This window comes from Blastococcus sp. SYSU DS0552 (assembly GCF_054050815.1).
In genome coordinates this window covers 116,014-142,010 of sequence record NZ_JBJHAB010000006.1, presented here as the reverse complement: position 1 = coordinate 142,010, position 25,997 = coordinate 116,014, and the positions used below count along the sequence as shown (strand labels likewise).

General features: G+C 75.6%; 24 protein-coding genes. 10 read left to right on the top strand and 14 right to left on the bottom strand.

Annotated features, from left to right (window positions below; all coding sequences use genetic code 11):
* Positions 1-26: 26 nt before the first annotated feature.
* Both ACI8AG_RS08120 and ACI8AG_RS08115 read right to left on the bottom strand, forming a co-directional pair.
* Positions 27-1,649 (bottom strand): SIR2 family protein, encoded by a 1,623-nt coding sequence (locus ACI8AG_RS08120; RefSeq protein ID WP_456596612.1) that lies wholly within the window; start codon positions 1,647-1,649, stop codon positions 27-29.
* A gap of 40 nt (positions 1,650-1,689) precedes the next feature.
* Positions 1,690-2,352 (bottom strand): hypothetical protein, encoded by a 663-nt coding sequence (locus ACI8AG_RS08115; RefSeq protein ID WP_456596611.1) that lies wholly within the window; start codon positions 2,350-2,352, stop codon positions 1,690-1,692.
* Positions 2,353-2,469: 117 nt separating this feature from the next.
* Between ACI8AG_RS08115 and ACI8AG_RS08110 the strand changes: the two genes are divergently transcribed.
* The gene (locus tag ACI8AG_RS08110; RefSeq protein WP_456596610.1) at positions 2,470-3,321 is read left to right on the top strand and encodes a DUF1206 domain-containing protein; all 852 of its coding nucleotides are present in this window, start codon (positions 2,470-2,472) and stop codon (positions 3,319-3,321) included.
* A 35-nt stretch (positions 3,322-3,356) separates the two neighbouring features.
* On the top strand, positions 3,357-4,223 hold the full coding sequence (locus ACI8AG_RS08105) for a DUF1206 domain-containing protein (protein WP_456596609.1): 867 nt from the start codon (positions 3,357-3,359) through the stop codon (positions 4,221-4,223).
* A 70-nt stretch (positions 4,224-4,293) separates the two neighbouring features.
* On the opposite strand, the gene fabG is transcribed toward ACI8AG_RS08105, so the two are convergent.
* The 3 genes from fabG to ACI8AG_RS08090 form a co-directional block, all read right to left on the bottom strand.
* Entirely contained in the window at positions 4,294-5,064 is a 771-nt protein-coding gene (fabG, locus tag ACI8AG_RS08100) for a 3-oxoacyl-ACP reductase FabG (RefSeq protein WP_456588438.1), read from the bottom strand.
* A gap of 47 nt (positions 5,065-5,111) precedes the next feature.
* The gene (locus ACI8AG_RS08095; RefSeq protein ID WP_456596608.1) at positions 5,112-6,323 is read right to left on the bottom strand and encodes an acetyl-CoA C-acetyltransferase; all 1,212 of its coding nucleotides are present in this window, start codon (positions 6,321-6,323) and stop codon (positions 5,112-5,114) included.
* Positions 6,324-6,440: 117 nt separating this feature from the next.
* Complete coding sequence (locus ACI8AG_RS08090) at positions 6,441-6,845, bottom strand: STAS domain-containing protein (protein ID WP_456596607.1); 405 nt, start codon at positions 6,843-6,845, stop codon at positions 6,441-6,443.
* A 207-nt stretch (positions 6,846-7,052) separates the two neighbouring features.
* Between ACI8AG_RS08090 and ACI8AG_RS08085 the strand changes: the two genes are divergently transcribed.
* Complete coding sequence (locus tag ACI8AG_RS08085) at positions 7,053-7,376, top strand: hypothetical protein (protein ID WP_456596606.1); 324 nt, start codon at positions 7,053-7,055, stop codon at positions 7,374-7,376.
* 209 nt (positions 7,377-7,585) lie between these two features.
* Positions 7,586-7,957 (top strand): hypothetical protein, encoded by a 372-nt coding sequence (locus ACI8AG_RS08080; RefSeq protein ID WP_456596605.1) that lies wholly within the window; start codon positions 7,586-7,588, stop codon positions 7,955-7,957.
* Between the two features lie 55 nt (positions 7,958-8,012).
* Here ACI8AG_RS08080 and ACI8AG_RS08075 read toward each other — a convergent pair whose 3' ends face one another.
* Positions 8,013-11,003: a sacsin N-terminal ATP-binding-like domain-containing protein gene (locus ACI8AG_RS08075; protein WP_456596604.1), complete on the bottom strand. Its 2,991-nt coding sequence runs from the start codon at positions 11,001-11,003 to the stop codon at positions 8,013-8,015.
* Positions 11,004-11,137: 134 nt separating this feature from the next.
* On the opposite strand from ACI8AG_RS08075, the gene ACI8AG_RS08070 reads away from it, so the two are divergent.
* The gene (locus ACI8AG_RS08070) at positions 11,138-11,569 is read left to right on the top strand and encodes an ATP-binding protein (RefSeq protein ID WP_456588432.1); all 432 of its coding nucleotides are present in this window, start codon (positions 11,138-11,140) and stop codon (positions 11,567-11,569) included.
* A 6-nt stretch (positions 11,570-11,575) separates the two neighbouring features.
* Here the strand turns inward: ACI8AG_RS08070 and ACI8AG_RS08065 are convergent, their stop codons facing one another.
* Together ACI8AG_RS08065 and ACI8AG_RS08060 are read right to left on the bottom strand one after the other, a co-directional pair.
* A complete protein-coding gene (locus tag ACI8AG_RS08065; RefSeq protein ID WP_456596603.1) occupies positions 11,576-11,791 on the bottom strand; it encodes a hypothetical protein in 216 nt (71 codons plus the stop codon).
* Between the two features lie 42 nt (positions 11,792-11,833).
* Positions 11,834-12,112, bottom strand: coding sequence for a hypothetical protein (locus tag ACI8AG_RS08060; RefSeq protein WP_456596602.1), 279 nt, complete (start codon positions 12,110-12,112; stop codon positions 11,834-11,836).
* A gap of 107 nt (positions 12,113-12,219) precedes the next feature.
* Between ACI8AG_RS08060 and ACI8AG_RS08055 the strand changes: the two genes are divergently transcribed.
* The 4 genes from ACI8AG_RS08055 (at position 12,220) to ACI8AG_RS08040 (ending at position 17,918) form a co-directional block, all read left to right on the top strand.
* Complete coding sequence (locus tag ACI8AG_RS08055) at positions 12,220-13,773, top strand: aldehyde dehydrogenase family protein (RefSeq protein WP_456596601.1); 1,554 nt, start codon at positions 12,220-12,222, stop codon at positions 13,771-13,773.
* Positions 13,770-15,404: a GMC family oxidoreductase gene (locus ACI8AG_RS08050; protein ID WP_456596600.1), complete on the top strand. Its 1,635-nt coding sequence runs from the start codon at positions 13,770-13,772 to the stop codon at positions 15,402-15,404. The genes ACI8AG_RS08055 and ACI8AG_RS08050 overlap by 4 nt, the downstream gene beginning before the upstream one ends.
* A 296-nt stretch (positions 15,405-15,700) precedes the next feature.
* Positions 15,701-17,272, top strand: a complete 1,572-nt coding sequence (locus ACI8AG_RS08045; protein WP_456596599.1) for a DEAD/DEAH box helicase — start codon at positions 15,701-15,703, stop codon at positions 17,270-17,272.
* A gap of 160 nt (positions 17,273-17,432) precedes the next feature.
* The gene (locus tag ACI8AG_RS08040) at positions 17,433-17,918 is read left to right on the top strand and encodes a hypothetical protein (RefSeq protein WP_456596598.1); all 486 of its coding nucleotides are present in this window, start codon (positions 17,433-17,435) and stop codon (positions 17,916-17,918) included.
* A gap of 122 nt (positions 17,919-18,040) precedes the next feature.
* Here the strand turns inward: ACI8AG_RS08040 and ACI8AG_RS08035 are convergent, their stop codons facing one another.
* The 5 genes from ACI8AG_RS08035 to ACI8AG_RS08015 all read right to left on the bottom strand — a co-directional run bounded on the left by ACI8AG_RS08035 (position 18,041) and on the right by ACI8AG_RS08015 (position 24,213).
* Positions 18,041-19,048 carry a sugar phosphate isomerase/epimerase family protein gene (locus ACI8AG_RS08035; RefSeq protein WP_456596597.1) on the bottom strand — a complete coding sequence of 336 codons (1,008 nt, stop codon included), beginning with the start codon at positions 19,046-19,048 and terminating at the stop codon, positions 18,041-18,043.
* Positions 19,048-20,223, bottom strand: a complete 1,176-nt coding sequence (locus tag ACI8AG_RS08030; protein ID WP_456596596.1) for a Gfo/Idh/MocA family protein — start codon at positions 20,221-20,223, stop codon at positions 19,048-19,050. Before ACI8AG_RS08030 ends, ACI8AG_RS08035 begins: the two co-directional genes overlap by 1 nt.
* A 64-nt stretch (positions 20,224-20,287) precedes the next feature.
* Entirely contained in the window at positions 20,288-21,313 is a 1,026-nt protein-coding gene (locus ACI8AG_RS08025; protein ID WP_456589446.1) for a substrate-binding domain-containing protein, read from the bottom strand.
* Positions 21,314-21,424: 111 nt separating this feature from the next.
* Positions 21,425-22,621: an ABC transporter permease gene (locus ACI8AG_RS08020; RefSeq protein ID WP_456589445.1), complete on the bottom strand. Its 1,197-nt coding sequence runs from the start codon at positions 22,619-22,621 to the stop codon at positions 21,425-21,427.
* On the bottom strand, positions 22,618-24,213 hold the full coding sequence (locus ACI8AG_RS08015) for a sugar ABC transporter ATP-binding protein (RefSeq protein WP_456596595.1): 1,596 nt from the start codon (positions 24,211-24,213) through the stop codon (positions 22,618-22,620). Before ACI8AG_RS08015 ends, ACI8AG_RS08020 begins: the two co-directional genes overlap by 4 nt.
* A 177-nt stretch (positions 24,214-24,390) precedes the next feature.
* Between ACI8AG_RS08015 and ACI8AG_RS08010 the strand changes: the two genes are divergently transcribed.
* A complete protein-coding gene (locus ACI8AG_RS08010; RefSeq protein ID WP_456589443.1) occupies positions 24,391-24,774 on the top strand; it encodes a hypothetical protein in 384 nt (127 codons plus the stop codon).
* 9 nt (positions 24,775-24,783) lie between these two features.
* Here ACI8AG_RS08010 and ACI8AG_RS08005 read toward each other — a convergent pair whose 3' ends face one another.
* Positions 24,784-25,920, bottom strand: a complete 1,137-nt coding sequence (locus ACI8AG_RS08005; protein WP_456596594.1) for an ROK family protein — start codon at positions 25,918-25,920, stop codon at positions 24,784-24,786.
* Between the last annotated feature and the right edge of the window lie 77 nt (positions 25,921-25,997).

Below are 25,997 nucleotides of genomic sequence, written 5' to 3'. Positions count from 1 at the left end.
CCACCCGCGCGCGGGGACAACCGTGGTCAGCCGGACCGCTGCTCCTGGGTCCGGTCGTCGCGGGGCCGGGTGGCGACGTCGGCGGGCGGGTCGTCCCCGTCGGCGGCGGAGCTCCCGTGCCCCAGCCGGCGCAGCAGCCCGGCCACCTCGTGCGCGACGTGGGAGGAGGCGTCGTCGGGCAGCACCTCGGCGACGCCGGCCAGCGCCTCGGCCAGCGCGCGCTCCTCGTCGTTGAGCAGCCCCCGGTACGCCGGGTCCAGCAGGTAGCCGGTGGGCGGCGTGGAGAGGCAGCCGATGAGGTCGAGCAGCACCTCCAGCCGGCGCGCCGCCTCGGCCGGCGAGGCGTCGGCCGGGTTCATCGCCACGGTCTGGACGTCCTGCTCCCACAGCCGGGCCCGCGCCGGGTCCTCCCGCAGCGCCAGCACGGTGCCGGTCCGCCGGGCCGTCCCCGACCCCTGCGTCTGCAGCGCGGTGCGCACCTGGTGGGCGATCCGGATCAGGTCGTCGTCCAGCATCGAGGTGCCCACGAACAGCACGTGCCGGGTCAGCAGCAGCGAGTGGAGCACCCCGGCCAGCGCGGCCCCGGTGTTGCCGAACTGCAGGTACTCTTCCCGGGTCAGCACCACGCTCTCCGGGTGCGCGGCGTCCCCGTGCAGCTTCAGCAGCCACGGCGCCCCCGGCCGGGCCTCGTCGAAGGGCAGCACCGTCACCTGCCGGCCGATGTCGTCGGCGGCGAGCTCGACCAGCGGGTCGTAGTTGGTCGTCACGAACTCCTGCACCGGCAGGTCGGCGATCAGCGCGTGCGCCAGCGCGTAGGGCCCGGGACCGAACCGCTCCTGGACGAACGCCGCCAGCTCCTCCGCCCCGAGCTCACGCGCCAGCAGCGCCGCCGAGTCCTGGGCGGGGAGGCGGGTCAGCCCCGCGCGCAGCTCGTCGTCCAGACCCGATCGGGCGGCCAGCTCGTCGACCAGCTGCTCCCACGTCGGCAGCCCCGCGGCGGCACTGACCCCGGCACCGATGAAGAGCGCCAGCTGGCCGCGGCGCGCCCGGTCGCCCAGGTCCTCGGCCAGCTCCCGCAGGTGCCCGGGCAGGTCCCAGCCCCCCTCCTCGCCCCGGCGGACCCGCTGGGCGGCGGCCAGGTCGCTGGGCCGGCGCAGCACCAGGGCGACGTCGAAACCGTGCTCCTGGGCGGCCTCTCGCAGCACCGGCAGCAATTGCTGCAGCAACGACCCCCGCTCGCCGGCGGCCCCACCCCAGCCGGTGCCCAGCGCGGGCAGCCCCACCAACCGCCGCGCGCGTCCGTGCACCGGTTCGGGCACCTCGCGCCGGGCGACCGCCGCCAGCGCCTCGCGCGCCCCGTCGAGCAACCAGGACAGCCCCCGGCTCCCCGACCCGTCCGCGCCCCCGTCGACGGTGTCGACCAGCCACGCGCGGCGCGGACCCTCGTCGGGCACCTCGAGCACCCGCTCGTCCCCCGACCACGACAGTCCGACGCAGTTCCCGTCGGCCTGCCGGTCGGTGATCAGCTCCTCCGGCAGGAGGGAGCACCAGTCGCGGGCCACCCGCAGCGAGCGGTCGGTCGGCACCAGGACGTCGTCGCAGGAGAGCTGCGTCAGATCCGCGCCGACCACGAAGACGTGTCCGCTCACGGCCGGGCCCATACCCACGGTCCGCGGGTCATGCGCCGCGTCAGGACCCGCAGCCGCCGGCGCCGCAGGCGCAGCCGCCGCAGCCGGCGCGCACCGGCGCCGGGGCGGGCGTCGCGGCCACCGTGCGCAGGTTCGCGGCACCCACCAGCAGCGGAACACCCAGCACCGCCACGGCCAGCGCGGCCACCACGGTCGCCACGTCGGCGGCCCGGTCCCAGCTCCGCGCGAGGCCGGTGACCACCAGCAACCCGGTCACCAGCAGCGACCAGACCAGCAGCGCCTGCCCGCCGCGCCGGGCCGCGCCACCCCGGCCCAGCAGACCGAGCGACGTGACCAGCAGCAGCAGCGGGACGCCGACGAGCAGGACCACCGCCGAGAGGGAGGCCGAGGCGACGGCGACGACCAGGCCCGCGGCCCCGGCCACGACGGCGGCCGTGCCCAGCGACCGCGCCCGTCCGGCGACCTCACCCGCCACCGCACCCGAGCGGGCGCCGCGCAGCAGGACGGCGCCCCGCACGGCCAGGAACAGACCCACGGCGCCGAGCAGCAGCCGGGCGCCGGCTGCCTCCCACACGACGGCGACCACCGCGACCGCGATCATCGCGAGGCCCAGCGCCAGCCACCGCGGCCAGGTGCGCCGCGCGACCTCCGGGGTCGCCGCGCTGACCGTGCCGGCCGAGAGGATTCCGGTTCCGTTCGCCACGGGCCCAGTGTCCCTCACCCCCGCCGGCGCTCGGGGAGGCACCGGGCCGATGGCCGTGCCACGCTGATCATCTCCGTGTTCCACGCGGACGGGACCGAGGTCAGGAAGGCACCGGGGATGAGTGTGCAGGGCAGCGCCGGGTCGGCCGCGGACGCCGCGGGACGGGCAGCCGACAACGACGGTCTGGAACACCTCGCCCGCGTCGGGTTGATCGCCTACGGGCTGGTCCACGTGCTCATCGCCTGGCTGGCGCTGCAGCTCGCGTGGGGGCGGACCGGCCAGCAGGCCGACCAGTCCGGTGCGCTCGCCAACCTGGCCGAGCAGCCGCTGGGCGAGCCGCTGCTGTGGGTCCTGGGCATCGGCCTCGTCGCGTTGGCGCTGTGGCAGGCCGCGGAGATCCTCCGCTGGCGGCACGGGCTCACCGGGTCCGGGGACTGGCGGAGGAATGCGTGGGAGCGGACGGGCAAGGCCGCCGCCAAGGCCGTCGTCTACCTGGCCCTGGCGGTCCTGGCGATCCGGTTCGCCACCGGGGGCGGGCAGGGCAGCAGCTCCGGCTCCCAGCAGCAGGCCACCGCCGGCGTCCTCGGCTGGCCCGCCGGGCGCTGGCTGGTGGTGGCCGCCGGGCTGGCCGTCGTGGGCGTCGGCAGCTACCTCGTCCACAAGGGCGTCACGAAGCGCTTCCTCCGCGAGATCGACCTGGCCGGCTGCTCCGCCTCGGCCCGGCGGCTGGTCACCCGGCTCGGTCAGGTCGGCTTCCCCGCCAAGGGCGTCGCGCTCGGCCTCGTGGGCGGGCTGCTGGTGTGGGCAGCGGTCACCTTCGACCCCGCCAAGGCCTCCGGCCTGGACGGTGCCCTGCACACGCTGCTGACCGCGCCCGCCGGGCCGGTGCTGCTGACGCTCGTCGCCGTCGGGATCGCCGCCTTCGGTGCCTACTGCTTCGTCCGCGCCCGGTACCCCGAGCGCACCTGATGGCCCCGCTTCGAGGTCCCGCCACGAACTCGCGAGTGGTGGGGGGAAGCGGGGTCCTTCGTCGGCTGCACGACCTCGTCGACCGGGTCCGCCGGGTCACCGACTCCCCGGTGCTCACCCACCTCGCCCGCGCCGGCCTGATCGCCTACGGCGCCATGCACCTGCTCATCGCCGTCCTCGCGCTGCGCCTGGCGATGGGCCTGCGGGGAGCCGACGCCGACCAGACCGGCGCGCTGCTCACCGTCGCCGGCGGGCCCGGCGGGCGGCTGCTGCTGGTCGCGATCGGGCTGGGCATGCTCTCGCTGGCCGTGTGGCAGGCGGCCGAGGTGCTGCTCTGGTGGCACGGCCTGCTCGACCCCGCGCACCGGGTGCACACCGCCGTCGTCTGCGCCAAGTGCCTGGCCAAGGGCGCCGTGTACGGGTTCCTCGGGCTCACCGCCCTGCTGTTCTCGTTCGGTCTCGAGTACGAGGCCGACGAGCGGCTGCGCGGCCTCACCGAGGAGACGCTGCTGATCCCCGGCGGGGCGGTGCTGGTCGGCGCGGTCGCCGCCGGGGTGGTGGCGGTCGGGATCTACACGTTCGCGCGCGGCTGCACCGGCGGCTTCATGCGCGACATCGACCTGCCCGCCGCCCCCGACCGCTGGGAGCCGGTGATCGAGGCGCTCGGGCGGATCGGCTACCTGGCGAAGGGCATCGCGTTCGGGCTGGTCGGCGTCCTGCTGTGGCGCGCGGCCACCTCGTCCGACGTCTCCACCGCGACCGGCCTCGACGGCGCCATGACGGCGATCGCCGGGGTGAGCGCCGGGCCGTGGCTGCTCGCCGGGGTCGCGGCCGGGTTCGCGGCGTTCGGCGTCTACGCCCTCGCCCGCGCCCGCTACCCCGACCGCGACCCGTCGCAGTGACGTGCTGGAACGGCCCCCGTGCAGGGCCCCACGCCGAGCATGCGAGGCGTGGGGGGGCACGGGGGTCCTTCTACGTGCGGGGACCGCCGGCGACGTAGACGACCTGGCCGGAGACGAACCCCGCGCCCTCGCTGCAGAAGAAGGAGACGGTGTGCGCGATGTCCTCGGGCACACCCGCCCGCGCGACCGGGATCGCCGCGGCCCGCTTCTGCACGTAGGACTCCCACTCCTCGCCGATGCGCTCGGCCGTCGCCTTGGTCATCTCGGTCTGGATGAAGCCGGGCGCGATGCAGTTGGCGGTGACGCCGAACTTGCCCAGCTCGATCGCGAGGGTCTTGGTGAAGCCCTGCAGGCCGGCCTTCGCCGTGGCGTAGTTGGCCTGCCCGCGGTTGCCCAGTGCGGAGGTGCTGGACAGGTTGACGATCCGACCCCACTTCTGGTCGATCATGTGCTTCTGCGCCGCGCGGGTCATCAGGAACGAGCCGCGCAGGTGCACGTGCATGACCACGTCCCAGTCGGCGTCGGACATCTTGAACAGCATGTTGTCGCGGGTGACGCCGGCGTTGTTCACCAGCACCACCGGCGGCCCGAGCTCGGTGGCGATCCGGTCGACCGCCGCCTGCACCTGCTCGCCGTCGCCGACGTCGGCCCCCACGGCCAGCGCCCGGCCGCCGGCGGCCTCGATCGCCTCGACGGTGCCGCGGGCGTCGTCCTCCTTCAGGTCGATCACCGCCACGGCGAAGCCGTCCCGGGCCAGCCGCAGCGCGGTGGCGGCGCCGATGCCGCGGGCGGCACCGGTGACGATGGCGACGCGGGGGGAACCGGTGGGGGACGTGGACATGCGGCAGCGCTCCTCGGCTCGTTCGGGACGGTCGGACGGAGTCTGGCTCAGACCCGCTCGAACAGCGCGGCGAGCCCCTGGCCGCCGCCGATGCACATCGTCTCCAGGCCGTAGCGGGCGCCGCGCCGGTCCATCTCGCGCAGCAGCGTGGCGAGGATGCGGCCGCCGGTCGCGCCCACCGGGTGGCCGAGCGAGATGCCCGAGCCGTTCACGTTGGTGCGCTCCCAGTCGGAGTCGGTGAAGCCCCACTCCTTGGCGACGGCGAGCACCTGGCTGGCGAACGCCTCGTTCAGCTCGATGAGGTCGACGTCGGAGAGCTTGAGGTCGGCGAGGGCCAGCGCCTTCGCGGTGGCCGGCACCGGGCCGATGCCCATGGTCTTCGGGGGCACGCCGCCCACCCCGAAGGACACCAGGCGGGCCAGCGGGCGCAGGCCGAGCTCGGCGGCCTTCTCCGGGTGCGTGACGATCGCAACCGCGGCGCCGTCGTTCTGCCCGGAGGCGTTGCCCGCGGTCACCGTGGCGTCGGGGTCGTTCTTGCCCAGGATCGGGCGGAGCTTGGCGAGGGTCTCGACGTTCGAGTCGGGGCGGATGTGCTCGTCGCGGTCGACGACGGTCTCGCCCTTCCGGTGCTTCACCGTCACCGGCACGATCTCGTCGGCGAACCGCCCCTCGGCGGTGGCGGCCGCGGCGCGCTGGTGGCTGCGGACGGCGTACTCGTCCTGCTCCTGGCGGCCGATGCCGTAGTCCCGGCGGACGTTCTCCGCGGTCTCCAGCATCCCGCCGGGCACGGGGTGGTTCTGGCCGCCCGCGGTGACCCGGCCGCGGGCCAGCCCGTCCTCCAGCAGCACGCCGGGCCCGGGCTTGACGCCCCACCGCATCGCGGTCGAGTAGAACGGCGCGTTGCTCATGGACTCCGCGCCGCCGGCCAGGACGACGTCGGAGGCACCGGACTGCACCTGCAGGGCCGCGTAGACGACCGCCTGCAGGCCCGAGCCGCAGCGGCGGTCGATCTGCAGACCGGAGGCCGTCACTGGCAGGCCCGCGTCGAGGGCGGCGACCCGGCCGAGGGCGGGGGCGTCCATCGTCGGGTAGCAGTGCCCGAGCAGGACGTCGTCCACCGACTCCGGCGGCAGCCCGGTGCGCTCCATCAGCGCCCGGATCACCGTCGCCGCCAGCTCCTGGACGGGGACGTCGCGCAGCGAGCCCCCGAACCCGCCGACCGGCGTCCGCAGGGGCTCGCAGATGACCGCATCGCGCACGGTGGTCCTCCTCGTTCGTCCGCTCCCGACGCCCGGCACGGCGCCGCGTGGCGCCGAGTCTGCCCCGCGGGCGACCGGCGCGCGCCCCCGGCCCCTGTCCGGCAGGGACCCGGGAGGTCAGGAGGCGGCGGCGTCGACCTGCTCGCCGGCCAAGAGGCTCCAGAGGCCGGTGATCTGCAACGGCCGGATGACGGCGCGGGTCGCGGCCAGCACCCGCAGGTGCCCACCGGCGGCCAGCGCCTTCCGGTGCGCGGCGGCCAGGGTGCAGAGCCCCGCCGAGTCGAGGAAGGTGACGGCGGTCAGGTCGACCACGACCTCGCGGGGCGCGGCGTCGACCAGCTCGTCGAGGACGGCGCCGACCCGGGGCGCGGAGGTGCAGTCGACCTCGCCGGCGACGGTCAGCCGCGGCTGGGCGGCGGTGCCGGCCACCTCGAGCGCGAGGGGAACCGCCGGGGGGACGTCCGGCCCGACGGGGACCGGGGTGGACTCGGTGAGCGAACGGTCGAGCGAGGAAGCGGTCACGGGTATGCCTCTCGGGGCGGATGCCGGACCAGTGAGCCTGCGGACGCGAACGACACGACGACCGGCACTGGGTTGGCGGCTGCTGCTGAACCGCACCTCCGACCGTAGGCATTGCGGGGTCGGGGCACAAGGGTCGGCACGCCGCCCGGACGCCGACGCGTGCGAGGTGCTCCGCCGCAGGTCCGGCGGGAGGCGGATACTGGGCCGGTGACCGAGCCCCGCCCCTCGTCCCGCCGCCCCTCCCCCCTGCTCATCGGAGGCTGCGTCGCCGGGGTGGCGGTGGCGGTGGGCGCGTTCGTCGTGCTGGACCTGATCCTCGCGGCCGCGGTGGCGATCGCCGCGCTCACCGCCGTGGCCCTGGCCGTCGCCGCCTCCGGCTGGGAGTCGCACGCGACCTTCGAGCAGCGGGAGCTGGCCCGGGCCCGCCGCCGCAAGGAGAAGTGGGAGCGCAACGCCGACGCCCGGGCGCGCGACCGCGCTCGCTGGGAGGCGCACCAGGCGCGCAAGGCCGCGCGGAACCCCACCCGGTAAATGGTTGGACGGCCGGACGACGACGGCCTAGCGTCCCTCCCCATGCGGTACTCCGTGCGACTGCGCACCTCCTGAGCTGACGCGCCGCGGGCCGGTTCCCCCGCCCGCCGTCCGCGCCCGGTTCCTCCGGGCGCCCGCTCCCCCGCGTCCCCGCCGGGCCTCGTCGCGCCCGCGGGACGCCCCGCACCGCACCGCCACGGAGGCACCCCGTGTCCCGCACCAGCCCCGTCCCCTCCGGTCCCGCCGCCGACGCCCGCGCGGCGCTGCCCGAGAACGAGACCGCCGTGTTCGACCGCCTCGCCCACGCCGTCCTCGCCTCGCCGTCGGCGCCGCTGGGTCCGCTCCTGCGGGCCCAGCTGCCCGGCACGGCCGGCGTCCGCTGGCTGCGCCAGGAAGGGCTCGCGCCCACCACCCGGCCGACGGCGCTGACCGCCGACCGGTGGCTGTCGCTGTTCCGCTGCTGGCAGTCGGTGTCCCCGGCGCCCGGGGCGGCCGGCGCCGGCAACCGGCGCGGCGGCGGCCGGCCGTCTCCCCACGGCCACGCCCCCGGCGCCGCCGCCATCCCCCGCTGGGGTCAGTGAGGCCCCGTCCGGAGGCTCGCCGCGAGCGTGCGCGCGGTGAGAGGGACGGGGTCCTTCACCGGCCGACCGCGTCCTCGGCCGCAAGGTCGAGGGCGCGGTCGGGCAGGGCGAAGGCCTCAGCCAGCGCCTGGCGGAGGTCCCACGCGCCCGACCGCCAGGCCAGCGCCCGCCCCAGCGCACCCGGGGTGCCGTCGACGTGGTCGACGTCGTCGGCCGGCCACCACGGCACCGGACGCCCGTCGACGGTGAGTGGCGCGTGCACCGCCACCGATCCCGTCAGCGCGCCGCGGCCGAGCCGGGCGGCGGCCAGCGCGGCGCCGGGCACCTCGGCCCACGCCGACGAGCGCAGCGGCTCGCTGGTCACCCGCGGCCGGCGCACCAGCTCGCCGGCCAGCGGGAGGTCGAGCAGGTCGGCCACCGGCCCCGGTGCCCCGCCGGCCGGCACGACCGGCAGGTCCACCAGCGGCAGCAGGTGCGGTGCGTCCAGCACCACCGCGCGCTCCACCACCCGGTCCGGCGCGATCCGCACCCGGGCCGGCGGCTCGACGTCCCACCCGTCCAGCGCGACGGCCAGCCGCGCGTGGACCGTGCGGAGCACCGCGGGCACGACCGTGCGCGCGGGGTCGGCCAGCCGGTCGAGCAGGTCGCGGGCGCCGTCGGGATCGACCAGCACGTCGGCCAGCGCGGCGGGCGGGCGCAGCAGCCCCAGCAGCGGCTCCCCGAGGGGAGCGGGGTCGTACAGGCCGGCGAGCTCGGTGCTGTCGGGGTGCGCCAGGCGGTCCGGCCGGTGCCCGTCGAGGACCGGGTGGGTCAGCAGCCACCAGCGCAGGTAGCCCGGCACCGGCACGCCACCGACGACGACGTCGGCCCACGCCTCGGCCGGGGCCGTGGCGAGCAGCGCGAGCGCCCCCGGCCAGTCGGCCACCAGCTCCAGGTCGCGGACGGCGGTCAGCGGGGGCCAGACTGGCGGCTCGTCCCCGGCCAGCCGGTCGAGCACGGCGTCGGCCCAGTCGAGCGCGCCGTCGACGTCGAGCTCGTCGGGGTCGTCCGCGCGCACCAGGGCGAACCGGTCGAGCACGCCGCCCGCGCGCAGCGCCGCGACGTCCGCCGCCGCGGCGAAGGCCGGGTCGAGGACGCCCAGCGCCCCCTCCTCCAGCACGGCGGCCAGCGGCGAGCCCGGCAGCAGCAGCTCCCCCGCCGGCGCGTACCCGCCGGCGGCGTCGGGCAGCGCCAGCTCGGCCAGCCAGGGCGCACCGGCGACCTCCGGGGCCGCGGCGACCAGGGCCAGCACCGCGTCGGCCAGCTCCTCGGGGTCGGGCGCGCCGGCGACGTCCTCCTCGGCCGCGTCGAGCGAGCCCGCCACCGCCGCCCGCACCGCCGGATCGGTGAGCACCGCCTCCGCCGTGGCCGGACGCGCGCCCAGCCGCTCCAGCAGCCGGCGCGCAGGCCGGGGGCCCGCCGCCGCCGGGTCGGCGAGGCGCAGCGGAAGGGCAGCCAGCCGCTCCACCGGCAGGCCGGGTTCGGGCAGCAGCACCCCGGCCGGGCCGTGCGCGGTCCGCCCGTCGGCCAGCGGCACCGGCAGCGCCGCCAGCTCCTCCCGGTCGGCGTCGGCGAAGGCCGCGTACAGCTCGGCCCACCAGCCGGCCGGGCGGGCCACCTGCCGCACCGCCTCGACGACGTCGGCGAGCCCGGACCGGCGGATCCCGAGCGCCGCGAGCACCGGCCCGTCGGCGCGCCGCGACCAGCCCGCCGGCAGCAGCCCGGGCAGCACCCCGGTCACCGCGGCGACCTGCTCGGCGGTGGCGCCGTCCAGCACGACCGCGCGGGCGGGCGGCTGCCGCTCCCCCGCCTCGCCGGCCACCGGCAACCACGCGGTCGCGCGCAGCTGCTCCAGCGCCGCACCGGTGAGCGCGGCCTCGAGGGCGGCGCCGGCCAGCCCCGGCCGGGGCAGGACCATCAGCAGCTCCGGGTGAGCGGGCAGGCGGGCGACCAGGTCGGCGAGCGCCTGCGCCGACTCGGCCACGAGCAGGTCGGTCACCGGACCCGGGAGCACGTGCCGCCGGTCGGGCCCCAGGGGGAACGGCGCGATCAGCCGCAGCGGCAGCGGCAGCGGCTCGTCGGTGGGCGTCGGGGCGTGCACCACCTGCCGGCCGGGCAGGGGCCGCGGTCGCCCGGCGTCGTCCAGCGGGACCGCCCAGGCGACCGTCCAGGCCCGGCGCTCGCGCTCCTCGACCGGTCGACCGGCGAGCAGCTGCGGCGGCAGCTCACCCGACCGCTCGGCGACGGCCCACCGCGTCGGCACGCCGTCCTCGGTCATCCGCACCTCCGGCGCGCTCCCCTCCCGGGTCAGCACGCGGCGGGCGCCGTCGACCACCACCTCCACCACCGCCAGGCCGGGCAGCGCCAGCAGCAGCTCGGCCGGGAGCGCCCGGAGCGCCGCGACGACGCCGTCCCGCGCGCCCGGGAGCAGGGGCAGCACGACCTCGGTGTCGAACCCCTCCGGGAGCGCACCGGCGGCCGGCCAGGGCAGCCGGAGCACCGGCACCGCGCCGTCCCGGCGGGCCAGCTCGGCGGCCAGCTCCGGCAGCGCCGCCACCTCCGCCCGCGTACGCCCGGCGCTGAACCGGACGCCCCCGGTGCGGGAGAGCACCGCCGGCTCGTCGCTCACGGCCAGCACCGCGGCGAACCCCACGCCGAACCGGCCGACGGCGGCGGGGGCGTCCCGCTTCGCCGAGGCACGCAGCGTGGCCAGGCCCACGACCCCGCCGGCGTCCAGGGGCGCCCCCGTGTTGGCGGCCCGCAGCTCGTCGCCGGCCAGCAGCAGGCGCAGCCGCCCCGGCACGCCGGCCCGCAGCGCGGCGTCCGCGGCGTTCTGCGCCAGCTCCACGAGCAGCCGGTCGCGGTAGCCACCCCGGACGAGGTCCTCCTCGGCGTTGGCGTCCTCGCGGAACCGGGCCGGCGAGTCGGCCCAGGCCGCGAGCACCCGGCGCCGCAGCCCGGCCGTGCCGAACGGGTCGCGGGGGTCCCCGGGGGTGCTGGCGGCCATGCGCACGGACCCTAGAGCCGCCCGGTCACCCCCGGGTCACCTCTTCGGGGTGGGACGAGGATTCGACCCGCGCCGGAACGGGCAGGGTGGCGCCACGACCGGTCAGCGGAGCCGGCACGAGGAGGCGGTGACGGGTGGCGCTCTGGGAGTCCGCGCGCCCCCCGGACCGGTTCGCCGAGGTGTGGTGCCAGGAGCTCTCCTCGCTCGGTGAGCTGGCCGCGCTGCGCGCCCGGCTGCGGACCGCCACGACCGGCAGCCCCACCGTCGCCCACCCCGAGCGCGACCACTGGTCCGAGCGGCTGGTGCTCATCGCCGACGAGCTCACCTCCAACGCCCTCCGGCACGGGGGCGCCCCGGTCGCGGCGGTCCTCGGCCGCGACGGCGACCGGTGGCTGATCGCCGTCCGCGACTCCGCCGCCGACGTCCCGCCGGCCCCGGCCCAGGGCCGCGACCCCGGGCTCGGCGGCTTCGGGCTCTACCTGGTGGCCGACCTCTCGCTGGCCCACGGCTGGTTCGCCGAGCCCGGCGCCAAGACCGCCTGGGCCGTGGTGGACGGTGGCGGCTGAACCGGATCAGCCGCCGCCCTCGGTGCAGTCTCCGCCGGAGTAGCAGACCGGGCGGTCGTACGGCGGCTCGGGGACGTCGTCCTCCCGGCCGTCCAGATCAGTGGTCAGCGCATCCACCGGCGAGTTGTCGTCCCCGAGGACCTCGGTACGGGGCGGGCACCGGACGGGTTCGGTGCGCACCGTCCCGCGGTCGTCCCCGCCCTCGCCGGCGGTGATCAGCACCTCCAGGCAGGTGCCCAGCGACGCGGTGGTCGTCCGAGGCTTTCACCCCTCCGTCTCCGACACCGTGACGCCGACGCCGACCAGCAGCCGCCGGATCTCGTCCCCGTCGGCCGAGGACGCCAGCGCCTCGCCGTAGGGGTCCAGCGACTCGAGTGCGGCGCGGCCGGTGGACAGGGGGTCGCGCGCGCGATCGTCGAGGTAGTGCTCGTGCACCGACCCGACGCGCTCCTGCAACCGATCGTGCGCCTGCTCCTCGAGGCTCCGCGCGCACCCGCTCAGCAGGAGGGCCCCCGCCAGCACCCACGCCGCCCTCCGCACCACCTCGTGAGGATGCCATGCGCGGAACCGCGGTGTCTCGGATCGGTGGCTTTCCCCGACCGGGCGAACCCCGGCGCCGGTGTCTGTGACTCGCGGGTAACGTGCGTCACATGTCGCTCGCCGAGCAGATGGACACGGTCACCGGCTCCACCGCGGGAACGGTCGGCCGGCACGCCACCACCGAGACGTTCGAGTCGACGGCGCCGGCCACCGGCGAGGTCGTCGGCGTCTTCCCCGTGCACGACGAGGCCGCCGTCGGCGCGACCGTCGCGCGGGCCCGCAGCGCCGCGCAGCAGTGGGCGGCGCTGGGCTTCGACGGCCGCAAGGAGCGACTCTCGGCCTACCGCGGCTACCTGGCCCGGCGCATGCACGAGCTGGCCGACCTGGTGCACCGGGAGAACGGCAAGCCGCACGCCGACGCGATCCTCGAGATCACCCTCGCCGTCGACCACCTCGCCTGGGCCGCCGGGCACGCGCGCAAGACCCTGGGCCCGCGCAAGGTCAACCCCGGCCTGCTGGCCGCGAACCACGCCGCCTACCTGGAGTACCAGCCGTTGGGCGTCGTCGGCGTCATCGGCCCGTGGAACTACCCGGTGTTCACGCCGATGGGCTCGATCGCCTACGCGCTGGCCGCCGGCAACGCCGTCGTCTTCAAGCCCTCCGAGCACACGCCGGCCGTCGGCGCCTGGCTGGCCGCCGCCTGGCGGGCGGCCGTCCCCGACTGCGCCGACGCCTTCCAGCTCGTCACCGGCTTCGGGTCCACCGGCGCCGCGCTGTGCCGGGTGCCCGTCGACAAGCTCGCCTTCACCGGCTCCGCGGCGACCGGCAGGAAGGTCATGGCCGCCTGCGCCGAGACCCTCACCCCGGTGCTCATGGAGCTCGGCGGCAAGGACGCGATGATCGTCGACGACGACGCCGACGTGGCCGCCGCCGCGGACGCGGCCGTCTGGGGCGCGATGAGCAACGGGGGCCAGACCTGCATCGGCATCGAGCGGGTGTACGCAACCGAGGCGGTCTACGACCGCTTCGTGGACGCGGTCACCGCCCAGGTGCGCACCCTGCGACCGGGTGCCGACGGCGGGGCGACCTACGGCCCGATGACCATGCCCGGGCAGATCGACGTGGTCCGCTCGCACGTCGCCGACGCCGAGTCCGCCGGCGCCCGCGTGGTCACCGGCGGCACCGACGCCGAGGCGTTCCCGGCCGAGGGCTACGTGGCGCCCACCGTGCTGCTCGACGTCCCCGAGGACTCGGCGGCGATCCGCGAGGAGACCTTCGGCCCCACGCTCACCATCACGAAGGTGCGCGACGCGGAGGAGGCGCTGCGGCGCGCCAACGACACGACCTACGGCCTGGCCGGGGCGGTCTTCTCGGAGTCCAAGGACAAGGCGATGGACCTCGCCCGCCGGATGCGCAGCGGCATGACGTCGATCAACTCGGTGCTCACCTTCGCCTCGGTCCCCGCCCTGCCCTTCGGCGGCGTGGCCGACTCCGGCTTCGGCCGCATCCACGGCGAGGACGGGCTCAAGGAGTTCACCCGCGCCAAGGCCATCACCCGCCAGCGCTACGCGCTCCCGGTGAACCTGATGAGCTTCGGCCGGCCGGAGAAGGCCGCCGACGCCCTCGCCCGCGTCATGGGCATGGTCCACGGGCGGCACCGGTGAACGGCCCGCAGGGAAGCGACGAGTACGACGTCGTCGTCGTCGGTGCCGGGTCGGCCGGCAGCGCGCTGGCCGGGCGGCTGAGCGAGGACCCGTCGCTGCGGGTGCTCGTGCTGGAGGCCGGCGGCCCCGACGACGTCCTCGAGGTCAAGATCCCCGCCGGGCTGTACAAGGTCTGGCGCACCCGGCACGACTGGAACTACACGACCGACGAGCAGCCCGGCCTGGGCGGCCGGAGGCTCTTCTGGCCGCGCGGCAAGCTGCTCGGCGGCTCGTCGTCGATCAACGCGATGATCTACATCCGCGGCGCCCGGGCCGACTACGACGAGTGGGCCGAGCTGACCGGCGACCCGTCGTGGTCCTACGAGCAGGTGCTGCCGCTGTTCCGGCGGATGGAGGACAACGCCCGCGGGGCCGACGAGTGGCACGGCGTCGGCGGCCCGCTGCGGGTCGAGGACCTGCGCTCGCCCCACCCGTGGACCACGGCGGTCGTCGATTCGGCGGTGGCCAGCGGCTACCCGCGCAACCCGGACTTCAACGGCGCCACGCAGGAGGGCGTCGGCCCGTTCCAGGTGACGCAGCGCCGCGGCCGCCGCTGGTCGGCTGCCGACGCCTACCTGCACCCCGCCGCCGGCCGGCCGAACCTGACCGTGCGCACCGGGGCGCTGACCACCCGGGTGCTGGTCGAGAACGGGCGGGCCACCGGGGTCGAGTACCGCTGCGGCGGCCGGCTGCACACCGTGCGCGCCACCCGGGAGGTGGTGCTCTCCGGCGGCGCGGTCAACTCCCCGCAGCTGCTGATGCTCTCCGGCATCGGCCCGGCCGATCACCTGCGCGAGGTCGGCGTCGACGTCGTCCACGACCTGCCGGGGGTGGGCGCCGGCCTGCAGGACCACCCGCTGGTGCCGGTCATCTGGACCGTGCGCTCGGGGAGGTCGCTGCGGCTGGCCGAGACACCGGTCAACCTCGCGAAGTGGAAGGCGGCCGGTCGCGGCCCGCTCACCTCCAACCTCGCCGAGGCAGGGCTGTTCACCCGGTCCCGCCCCGACGTGGCCGAGCCGGACCTGCAGCTGCACTTCCTGCCGGTGAAGTTCTGGAAGCAGGCGGAGGTCGATCCCGACGCCGAGGCCTTCACCGCGGCCGTCGTGCTCGTGCGGGTGCACTCGCGCGGCTCGGTGCGGCTGCGCTCGGCCGACCCGACGTGGGCCCCGGCCATCGACGCCGGCTACCTCACCGACGAGCGCGACCTCGACGCGCTGGTCTCCGGCGTCGAGCGGGCCCGCGAGATCGCGTCGGTCGCCCCGCTGTCCTCGGTGCTGGCCGAGGAGTGGTCCCCCGGCGGCACGGTGCACGGGCGGGAAGCGCTGCGGCAGAAGGTGCGCGACACCCTCGAGTCGCTCTACCACCCGGTGTCCTCCTGCCGGATGGGCACCGACGACGGTTCCGACGACATGGCCGTCGTCGACCCGCAGCTGCGGGTGCGCGGCATCGAGGGCCTGCGGGTGGTCGACGCCTCGGTCATGCCGACGCTGGTGCGCGGCAACACCAACGCGCCGACGATCATGATCGCCGAGCGTGCGGCCGACCTGGTCCTCGGCCGCACGCCCGCGGGGCAGCCGGCCGCCGCGCACTGAGCCGGAAGCGCCTCCCGGGAGGTGCCGCGTCCTCACCCGATGTGACCTGACACTCCCTCCCGGTGGGACCACACGGCGGCCGGGTCTGGTTGAGTGGTGTGTACCGGCGCCGCCCTCGCTCATCCGGAGCGGCAGGAATCGACGTCGGGCTGAGGCTGCGCCACCTTGGTGCGCCCGGCTGACCGACGTCTCGCCGACGATGCGAGCCCGCCCTGCCCACGCGCAGGTGCGCCGGCGCTCGCTCGACTGCGGTGGTCGCGCAGCCACTCGAGCGTCGAAGGACTCCATTGACCTCCATGCAGAACACCCCCGCCCCCAGCGAGGGCGGCGCCCGCCGCCGTCGTGGCGGCCGCGGCCGCGGCACCCGCCCGGCCGGCGAGCAGCAGAACCAGAACCGCCCGGCGCCCGCCGCCGCCCCCGCGCCCGTCGTCGTCCCCGTCGGGGCCGACGCGACCGTGCTCCCCACCGACACCACCTTCGCCGCCCTCGGCGTCCCCGCGCCGATGGTGGAGGTGCTCGAGACCAGCGGCATCACCGCGCCGTTCCCCATCCAGGTCGCCACGCTGCCCGACAGCCTGGCCGGGCGCGACGTCCTCGGCCGCGGCCGCACCGGCTCGGGCAAGACCCTCGCCTTCTCCATCCCCCTGGTCGCCCGGCTCGCCGCCTCCGGCACCCGCCGCCAGGCCAAGCGCCCGCGCGCGCTGGTGCTCGTGCCGACCCGTGAGCTGGCCAACCAGGTCTTCGCGGTCGTCGACCCGATGGCCCGGGCGCTGGGCATGTCGGCGACGACGATCTTCGGCGGCGTCGGCCAGAACCCACAGGTGCAGGCGCTGGCCCGCGGGGTCGACATCGTCATCGCCTGCCCCGGCCGGCTCGAGGACCTGATCGGCCAGGGTCACTGCGACCTGGGCGCCATCGAGGTGACCATCCTCGACGAGGCCGACCACATGGCCGACCTGGGCTTCCTGCCCGGCGTCAAGCGCATCATGGACCGCACCCCGAAGGTCGGGCAGCGCATGCTCTTCAGCGCCACGCTGGACAACGGCGTCGACGTGCTGGTCAAGCGCTACCTCGACAACCCGACGACCCACTCGGTCGACCCCGCGGTGGCGCCGGTCAGCACGATGACCCACCACGTCTTCCACGTGCAGAGCGCGGACAAGGCCGAGGTCGTGCGGCAGCTGGCGTCGGGGCTGGGCCGCAGCGTGCTGTTCACCCGGACCAAGCACCAGGCCAAGAAGCTGGCCAAGCAGCTCACCGCGGCGGGCATCCCGTCCGTCGACCTTCACGGCAACCTCAGCCAGAACGCCCGTGAGCGCAACCTCGAGGCGTTCAGCAACGGCTCCAGCCGGGTGCTGTGCGCGACCGACATCGCCGCCCGGGGCATCCACGTCGACGACGTCGCGCTGGTCGTGCACGTCGACCCGCCGACCGAGCACAAGGCCTACCTGCACCGGTCGGGCCGCACCGCCCGGGCCGGCGCCGGCGGCACCGTCGTCACGATCACGACCCCCGACATGGTGGGCGAGGTGCGCACCCTGACCCGTCAGGCCGGGATCTCCCCGATCGTCAGCCAGGTCCGCCCCGGGGCCGAGCAGATCGCCGAGCTCGCCGGCCCGGCGGCGCCCTACGTCGAGCCGGCTCCGGCCCCGGAGCCGCAGCCGCAGGGCTCCGGTGGCGGCCGTCGCCGTCGCGGCGGCTCGGGTTCCGGCTCGGGCTCGGCCAAGCCCGCGGCGTCCTCCGGCCGCGGTGGCGCGGCGGGCTCCGGCCGCGCGAGCGGCCCGGCCCGCACCCGCGCCGAGCTGGCCGCGCGGGCCGGGACGACCTCGGCCGCCTCGTTCAGCTCGCGGTCCCGCCGAGGTCGCTGACCGCGCCGCGGCGGCGCCGACCCGGTGCCGCCGCGGGTGAGCGGTCGACGGTTGGTCCGCGGGTCGCTGGGCACTGGACTGCACGTCGGATCCGACGCTCATCCGGCGCGGGCCGGGCGACGGCGTCCGCGCCGGGAGCACCGCACCCGGAGGAGGCACAGTGCCCCGATCGCTCCGTCCCCCGTCCCACCGACGCCGGGCCACGGCGGCCGCCTTCGCCGTCGGGCTGGCCCTGCTGAGCGGCTGCGGGGAGAACGGTTCCACGGAGGACGCCGTGCCGACCGACACGGCGCCGGGGCTGCCCACCCAGCCCGGTGACTCCGGGCGCGGCGGCTCGCCGTCGGCGACCTCGACCGGCGTGGAGACCGACGTCCTCACCGAGACGGTGCGGCTGGAGGACGGCGGCCTCATCATGCCCACCGAGCTGGCGGCGGGACCCTACGAGATCGAGGTCGTCAACGAGGGCGGCCAGGAGCACGACCTCTCCGTCGATCGCGACGGGGAGCAGGTCGCGACCACCGGTGTCATCCGGCCGGGGCTGACCGGCACCCTCACCGTCACCCTGGAGCCCGGCGAGCACGTCTTCTACTCCTCGCAGCGCGACGACCGGGAACGAGGCATCGAGGTCACCGTCCAGGTGGAGTGACCCTGCCGCGGCACCGCTCGTCGCCGCGCCGCGCCGGAGAACGCCACCGGGTGGGTCGGCGGGACGTCTCCCGCCGGCCCACCCGGTTCCCTGCACCCCACCGGCGGCCGGACCGCCGGAGCTCAGCCGCCGCTGGCGAAGGCGGCGTCGAACGCGGCCGACGGCGGATCGAAGGCCAGCCGGCGGACGAACTCCAGCGCCTCGGGCGCACCCACGAGCCGGTCCATGCCGGCGTCCTCCCACTCCACCGAGATCGGGCCGGCGTAGCCGATGGTGTTGAGCATGCGGAAGCAGGCCTCCCACGGGACGTCGCCGTGCCCGGTGGAGACGAAGTCCCAGCCGCGCCGCGGGTCGGCCCAGGGCAGGTGCGAGCCCATCCGGCCGTTGCGGCCGTTGCCCACCTGCTTCTTCGCGTCCTTGCAGTCGACGTGGTAGATCCGGTCCTTGAAGTCCCAGAGGAAGCCGACCGGGTCCAGGTCCTGCCACACGAAGTGCGACGGGTCCCAGTTCAGACCGAACGCCTCCCGGTGACCGATCGCCTCCAGCGCGCGCACCGTCGTCCAGTAGTCGTAGGCGATCTCGCTCGGGTGCACCTCGTGCGCGAACCGCACCCCCACCTCGTCGAAGACGTCGAGGATCGGGTTCCACCGGTCGGCGAAGTCGCGGTAGCCGTCCTCGATCATCGACTCGGGGACCGGCGGGAACATCGCCACGGTCTTCCAGATCTTGCTGCCGGTGAACCCGACGACGACGTCGACGCCGAGCTTGGCCGCCGCCCGGGCGGTCAGCTTCATCTCCTCCGCCGCGCGCTGCCGGACGCCCTCGGGGTCGCCGTCCCCCCAGACGCGCGGGTGCACCATGCCGCGGTGCCGCTCGTCGATCGGGTCGTCGCAGACGGCCTGCCCGTTGAGGTGGTTGGAGATCGCGAAGACCTGCAGGCCGTGCCGCTTCAGGATGTCGAGGCGTTCGGCCACGTAGGAGTCGTCGTTCGCGGCGCGCTCGACGTCGAGGTGGTCGCCCCAGCAGGCGATCTCCAGGCCGTCGTAGCCCCAGCCGGAGGCCAGCCGGCACATCTCCTCGAAGGGGAGGTCGGCCCACTGGCCGGTGAACAGCGTGACGGGACGGGGCATCAGGAGTTCCTCTCGATCTCGGTCCAGGTGGAGCGGTCCGCCGCGCTGCGCTCGACGGCGTCGAGCACCCGCTGGACCTGCAGGCCGTCGGCGAACGAGGGGGCCGGGTCCTCCCCCGCCCCGATGGCGGTGACCAGGTCGACGACCTGGTGGGTGAAGCCGTGCTCGTAGCCCAGGCCGTGCCCGGCCGGCCACCACGCGGCGACGTAGGGGTGCTCCGGCTCGGTCACGATGATCCGCCGGAAGCCGGCGGTCTCCGCGGGCTCGGTGCCGTCGAAGAACTGCAGGACGTTCATGTCCTCGAAGTCGAAGGCCAGGCTGCCGGCCGAGCCGTTGATCTCGATGCGGATGCCGTTCTTGCGGCCGAGGGCGAACCGGGTCGCCTCGAACACGCCGAGCGCTCCCCCGGCGAACCGGCCGAGGAAGACCGCGGCGTCGTCGACGGTGACCTGCCCCGTCCCCTCCCCGCCGACGCCGGACAACGATCCGGCCGACGCGGGCAGCGGGCGCTCGGTCACGAACGTCTCCAGCGTCGCGCTGACCCCGGTGAGCGTCTGGCCGGTGATGTACTGCGTCAGGTCCACGACGTGCGCCCCGATGTCGCCCAGCGCGCCGGAGCCGGCCTTGTCCTTCTCCAGCCGCCACGACATCGGTGCCGCGGGGTCGGCGATCCAGTCCTGCAGGTACTGCGCGCGGACGTGCCGGATCTGGCCGAGCCGGCCCTCGGCCACGAGCTTGCGGGCCAGCCCGATCGCGGGCACCCGCCGGTAGGTGAAGCCCACCATCGACCGGACGCCGCGGGTCGCGGCCTTCGCCGCCGCCTCGGCCATCGCCTCGGCCTCGGCCACCGTGTTGGCCAGCGGCTTCTCGCAGAGCACGTGCTTGCCGGCCTCGAGCGCGGCGATCGCGATCTCGGCGTGGGTGTTCCCGGGGGTGCAGACGTCGACCAGGTCGACGTCCTCGCGCTCGACGACGCGGTGCCAGTCGGTCTCGGTGCTCGACCAGCCCAGCTTGCCGGCGGCCTCGGCGACCTTGGCGGCGTCCCGCCCGGCCAGCACGGTCAGCTCCGGCCGCAGCGGCAGGTCGAAGAAGTGGGGGGCGGTGCGCCACGCGTGCGTGTGCGCGGCGCCCATGAAGGCGTAGCCGATCAGGCCGACGCCGAGGGTACGGGTCATCTGCTTCTCCCAGCGGGGGTGGAGCAGCGGGGGAACGCGCTCGCTCCCCCGCTGCCCCGTCGGATCAGGACTCGAACGCGCGGTCGATGTACTCGTCGACGTTCTCGGCCGTGACGACCGGCGCGTTGAGCACGATCTCCCGCGGGACCTCAGGCGAGACCAGGTCCGACATCGACTTGCCCTGCGCGATCAGCCGGGCCAGGCGGATGCCGTCGGCGGCCTGGGTGTGCGGGTAGATGACGGTCGCCTGCAGCACCGAGTCCCCGGACTGGATCTCCCGCATCGCGTTCGCCGAGCCGGCGCCGCCGACCATGACGAACTCGTCGCGGCCGGCGTTCTGGATGGCGGCGAGCACGCCGACGCCCTGGTCGTCGTCGTGGTTCCACAGGGCGTCGATCTGGGGTGCCGCCTGCAGCAGGTTGGCCGCGGCCTCCTCGCCGCCCTCGACGGTGAAGTCCGCCGCGACCCGGTTGTCGACGTCGAGGCCGCAGTCGGCCAGCGCGTCGGCGAAACCCTGGCTGCGGTCCTGGGTCAGCGGCAGCGAGTCGATGCCGGCGATCTCGGCGACGACGGCGTCGGGGTTGTCGCCGACCTGCTCGCAGATGTAGGTGCCGGCGGAGACGCCCATGCCGTAGTTGTCGCCGAGGACGGTGGCGCGGGCGGCGAACGGGCTGTTGAACTCGCGGTCGACGTTGATGACCGGGATGCCGGCCTCCATCGCCTGCAGCGCCACCGGCGTCATGGCAGCGCCGTCGAACGGCAGCAGCACGATGGCATCGACACCCTCGTTGATGAAGGTCTCCACCTGGCTGATCTGCGTGCTGACGTCGTTGGTGCCCTCGGCGACCTGCAGGTCGATGTCCTCGTACTCGCCGGCCGCGTCCCGTGCCGCCTCCGTGATGCCGGCCATCCAGCCGTGGTCGGCGGCGGGCGCGGAGAAGCCGATCCGGACGGTCTCGCCGGTCTCGTCGTTGGAGCTGGCCGCGGCGCCGGTGCCGCCGCCACCACCACCGCCGGAGCTCTCCGGCTCGTTGCTGGTGCAGCCGGCGACGAGCACGGAGGCGCCGGCCAGGGCGACCGCGGTGGACATCAGACGACGGTGGGGGCGCTGCCTCGCTGCAGACATGTATCTCTCCTCGGTGTGCCACGTCCGGCGGGTCGCCGGCAGGTTCTGGGGGGTGGGGAAGTCAGTGCATGGGGATCAGGGGGCGGAGCCGGTGCCGGGCCGGTCGCCGCCCGGCGCGCCGGGCACGCTCGAGCCGCCGGACACCGCGCCGGCCGGGGTGCCCCCCGCGACCGCGCCGCCGGACGACGACTCGCCCCGGCCGGAGCGCAGGCGGGACAGCCAGCCGGAGCCGCGGCGCCCCTCGGCCAGCCGCGTCTGCAGCAGGACGGCGACCACGATGATCACGCCCTGCGCGACGGCCTGGACCGAGCTGGACAGGTTGTTGAGCGTGAAGATGTTGCCCAGCGTGATGAGGATCAGCACGCCGAGGACGGTGCCGACGATCGTGCCGCGGCCACCGGTGAGCAGGGTGCCGCCGATGACGACGGCGGCGATCACCTGGAGCTCCAGCAGCGTGCCGTGGGTGGAGGTGCCGGTCGTCGTCCGCGCCATGAGCATCACCGCGCCGATGCCGCAGGTGACGCCGGAGAGCACGTAGAGCTTCAAGGTGTGCCACTGCACGCGGATGCCGGCCAGCCGGGCAGCCTCGGCGTTGCCGCCGACGGCGAAGGTGTGCCGGCCGAAGGTCGTGCGGTTGAGCAGGACCCAGCCGGCGACCGAGACGAGCGCCCAGATGATCACCAGCATCGGGATGCCGAGGACGTCGCCGGTGAAGAAGTCGAGGAAGCCCTCGTTCTGCACGATCTGGGTGCGGCGGTTGGCGATGATCTCGGCCAGGCCGCGGGCCGAGACCAGCATGGCGAGGGTGGCGATGAAGGCCACCAGCCGGCCGTAGGCGATGACGATCCCGTTGACCAGCCCCGCGCCGGCGCCGACCGCGATCGCCGTGAACACCATGACGATCCAGTGGAAGTCCTCGGCCATGGCCTGGGTGGCCAGCGTGGTCGCCCACACCGACGACAGCGCGACCAGCGCGCCCACCGAGAGGTCGATGCCACCGCCGATGATCACGAACGTCATGCCGATGCTGACCACGCCGACGACCGCGGCCAGCCGCAGGATGGTCAGCACGTTGTTGATGTCGACGAAGCGTTCCGGCGCGGTGACCGCGCCGACGATGCAGAGCAGGGCCAGCGCGACGACGAGGCCGACCAGCGGCCCCGCCGACCCGGCCATGAAACCGGCGCGCCTGCCGCCGTTCCCCTCGGGCGCGCGGCCCTTCGGCGTCGCGGGCGCGCCCGCTCCCCCGGTCGTCGCGGTGCTGCCGGTCATGCCACGTCCCCTTCGTGCTGCTGTGCGGTGGGCTGCTGCCGGTCGCCGCGCTGGCGCGGGCCTACCGATCCCTCCATGACGAGGTCGAGCACGGCGTGCTCGTCGAGCGCGTCGGCCGGCCGCTCGGCGACGACCGATCCGTCGGAGATCACCAGCACCCGGTCGGCCAGGCCCAGCACCTCGGGGATCTCGCTGGAGACCACGACGACGGCGACCCCGCGGTCGGCCAGCTCGCGGATCAGCGCGTAGATCTCCGAGCGGGCGCCGACGTCGACGCCGCGGGTGGGCTCGTCGAGGAGCAGGACCCGGCAGTCGCGCAGCAGCCAGCGGGCGAGGACGACCTTCTGCTGGTTGCCGCCCGACAGCGTCCGCACCTCCCGGCTGACGTCGCCCGGGCGGACGTCGAGGGCCTGCGCCTGCTCGCGCGCGGCGTCCTTCTCGTTGCTGCCGGAGAGGAACCCGCCGCGGGCGAACCGGGCCAGGCTGGCGATGCTCATGTTGCGGTAGACGGCGTCGCCGAGGAGCAGCGCCTGGCTCTTGCGCTCCTCGGGGGCAAGCCCGACGCCGGCGGCCACCGCGGCGGAGACCCGGCCCGGGCGCAGCCGCTGGCCCGCCACCGAGACGGTGCCGCCGGTCGCCCGGCGCGCGCCGTAGACGGTCTCAAGGATCTCCGAGCGCCCCGAGCCCACCAGCCCGGCGAGGCCGACCACCTCGCCCGGGCGGACGTCGAAGGACACCCCCCGGAACGTGCCGCGCAGGCTCAGGTCGCGCACCGAGAGCAGCGGCTCCGCGGCGGGGACGGCCCGGCGCTCGGGGAAGACGTACTCGATGTCGCGGCCGGTCATCAGCTCGATCACCTGGCGGGTCGTGGTGTCCCGCACCGGCAGCCCGGTGGCCACGGTGCGCCCGTCCTTGAGCACGGTGATCCGGTCGCCCACCTCGCGGATCTCCTCGAGGCGGTGGGAGATGTAGACGACCGCGACGCCGTCGCGGGTCAGGTCCCGGATCACCTCGAACAGGTGCTGGACCTCTTCGTTGTCCAGGACGGCCGAGGGCTCGTCCATGACGATCAGCTGCGCGTCCTGGGAGAGCGCCCGGGCGATGCTGACCATCTGCTGCGCGGCGGCGGGCAGCGAGCCGACCTCCGCGGTGGGCCGGATCTCCGGGTGGCCGAGCCGGGCCAGCAGCTTGCCGGCGGCCTCGTTGGCCGGCGCCGGCCGGGCGAGGCCGAACCGCGACCGCTCGCGGCCCAGGAAGATGTTGTCGGCCACGGTGAGGCCGGCCACCAGGTCGAGCTCCTGGTAGATGGTGGCGATGCCGTGCTTCATCGCCACCTGCGGGTTGGTCAGGGAGACCTGCTCGCCGCGCCACTCGATCCGCCCGCCGTCGGGCTGGTGCGCGCCCGCGAGCACCTTGATCAGGGTCGACTTCCCGGCGCCGTTCTGCCCGAGCAGGCAGTGCACCTCCCCGGCCCGCACATCGAGATCGACGCCGTCGAGCGCGCGCACCCCCGGAAACGTCTTGACGATGCCGTGCATCGCCAGGAGCGGCGCACCTCCCGCGCCGTCGTGCCCCACCGGTGCACCGGCCACTGCGCCCACCTCCGGTACTTCTGCTCACCATTGACCATTAGTCCGCTGAGCGAGCAACATATGTGCCGCGTCACAGGGGGTCAAGGTTCCGGGCGCCGGTTACCGAACCGAGACCTCGACGCCGGCCCGGGCGCTCTCCTCGCCTTCCGCGCGAGCCGGACCGCTACCGTGCGGCGCGTGATCGTCGTGCCGGCCGCCGTCGCCGTCGCCCTGCTGGCCGGCCTGGCCGTCTTCCAGGCGGCGCTCGTCGCCGGCGCCCCGCTCGGCCACCTCGCCTGGGGCGGGCGCCACCGCGTGCTCCCCCGCCGGCTGCGCATCGGCAGCGCGCTGTCGATCGCGCTGTACGCGCTCTTCGCGCTCACCATCCGGGCGTCCGCCACGCAGCTCACCGTGCCGGGCGCCGCGGGGGGCGTGAACGCCGGGATCTGGGTGCTGACGGCCTACTTCGGACTCGGCGTGGCGGTGAACGCCGCGTCGCGCAGCCGGGCGGAGCGCGCCGTGATGACCCCGGTGTGCCTGGTCCTGGCGGCCTGCTGCCTCGTGCTGGCCCTGCAGTCCTGAGGGCGCCGGTCAGCGCGCCAGGGCCTGGACCGAGTCCTCGTCCAGGAACTCCTCGATCGCCATGAGCGCGGCACCGACGCGGCCGGAGCGCTCGGGAGCCTCGCTCACGGTGATCTCCAGGGCGCGGGCGGCCAGCGGCATCGAGCGGCGGTAGACGGCCTCCCGGATGCCCGCGAGCAGCGGGACGCCGGCCTGCGCCACACCCCCGGTCATGACGATGCGGTGCGGGTTGAAGAAGTTGACCAGCGCGGCGAGCACCGTGCCGATCGTGCGCCCCGCGCCGCGGACCAGCTCCAGCGCCACGCCGTCCCCCTGGGCGGCGAGCCGCACGACCTCGCGGACGGTCTCCACCGGCAACCCCGCGGCGACGGCGTCCCGCAACAGCGCGCCGCCGCCGGCGATCGCCTCCAGGCAGTTCTCTTGCCCGCACCGGCACACGACGGTGCGGCCGTCGGGCTGGGCGACGTGGATGTGCCCGATGTCGCCGGCGCTGCCCTGCGCCCCCCGGTACACCCGACCGTCGACGATCACGCCGCAGCCGATGCCCGTCCCCACCTTGACGACCAGCACGTCCTGCACCGAGCCGGCGACGCCGATCTCCCCCAGCGCCATGACGTTCACGTCGTTGTCGACGTAGACCGGGCACTCGTACCGGCCGAACGCGCTGGGGATCGGGTAGTCGTGCCAGCCCGGCATGATCGGCGGATGCGAGGGTCGGCCGGTCGAGAACTCCACCGGGCCGGGCACGCCCACGCCCACCGCGCAGACGTCGCCCGCCGTCAGCCCCGCCTCGGCGAGCACCTGCTGGGCCAGCCGGTCGACCTCCGCCAGCACCGGCCCGGGGCCGTCGGCGATGTCGATGGGGTGGCCGACGGTCGCGAGGATCTGGGCGGACAGGTCGGTGACGGCGACGTCGACGCTGGTCACCCCGAGGTCGACGGCGATCACGCAACCGGCGCCGCTGTTGAAGCGCAGCAGCGTCGGCGGGCGGCCGCCGGTGCTCCAGCCACGCCCGCCCTCCGCCAGCAGGTTCGCGGCGATGAGCTGATCGACCCGTGCGCTCACGGTGTTGCGGGAGGCGCCCGTCAGCGCGACCAGGTCCGCCCGGCTCCGGGCGCGGCCGGTCCGCACGTGACGCAACAGCACGCCGGCAGACGCAGAGGTGGACGCCACGCCGTCATAGTGACACGCCGCGCCCGCACCGCCGGTGGCGCGAGGCCGCC

Bases quoted from the DNA above. Each gene is read 5' to 3' on its own strand.
- ACI8AG_RS08020 (WP_456589445.1), bottom strand. From the start codon at position 22,621: ATGACCGGCAGCACCGCGACGACCGGGGGAGCGGGCGCGCCCGCGACG.
- fabG (WP_456588438.1), bottom strand. From the start codon at position 5,064: ATGTCCACGTCCCCCACCGGTTCCCCCCGCGTCGCCATCGTCACCGGT.
- ACI8AG_RS08035 (WP_456596597.1), bottom strand. From the start codon at position 19,048: ATGCCCCGTCCCGTCACGCTGTTCACCGGCCAGTGGGCCGACCTCCCC.
- ACI8AG_RS08110 (WP_456596610.1), top strand. From the start codon at position 2,470: ATGAGTGTGCAGGGCAGCGCCGGGTCGGCCGCGGACGCCGCGGGACGG.
- ACI8AG_RS08075 (WP_456596604.1), bottom strand. From the start codon at position 11,003: ATGGCCGCCAGCACCCCCGGGGACCCCCGCGACCCGTTCGGCACGGCC.
- ACI8AG_RS08030 (WP_456596596.1), bottom strand. From the start codon at position 20,223: ATGACCCGTACCCTCGGCGTCGGCCTGATCGGCTACGCCTTCATGGGC.
- ACI8AG_RS08055 (WP_456596601.1), top strand. From the start codon at position 12,220: ATGTCGCTCGCCGAGCAGATGGACACGGTCACCGGCTCCACCGCGGGA.
- ACI8AG_RS08045 (WP_456596599.1), top strand. From the start codon at position 15,701: ATGCAGAACACCCCCGCCCCCAGCGAGGGCGGCGCCCGCCGCCGTCGT.
- ACI8AG_RS08025 (WP_456589446.1), bottom strand. From the start codon at position 21,313: ATGTCCACCGCGGTCGCCCTGGCCGGCGCCTCCGTGCTCGTCGCCGGC.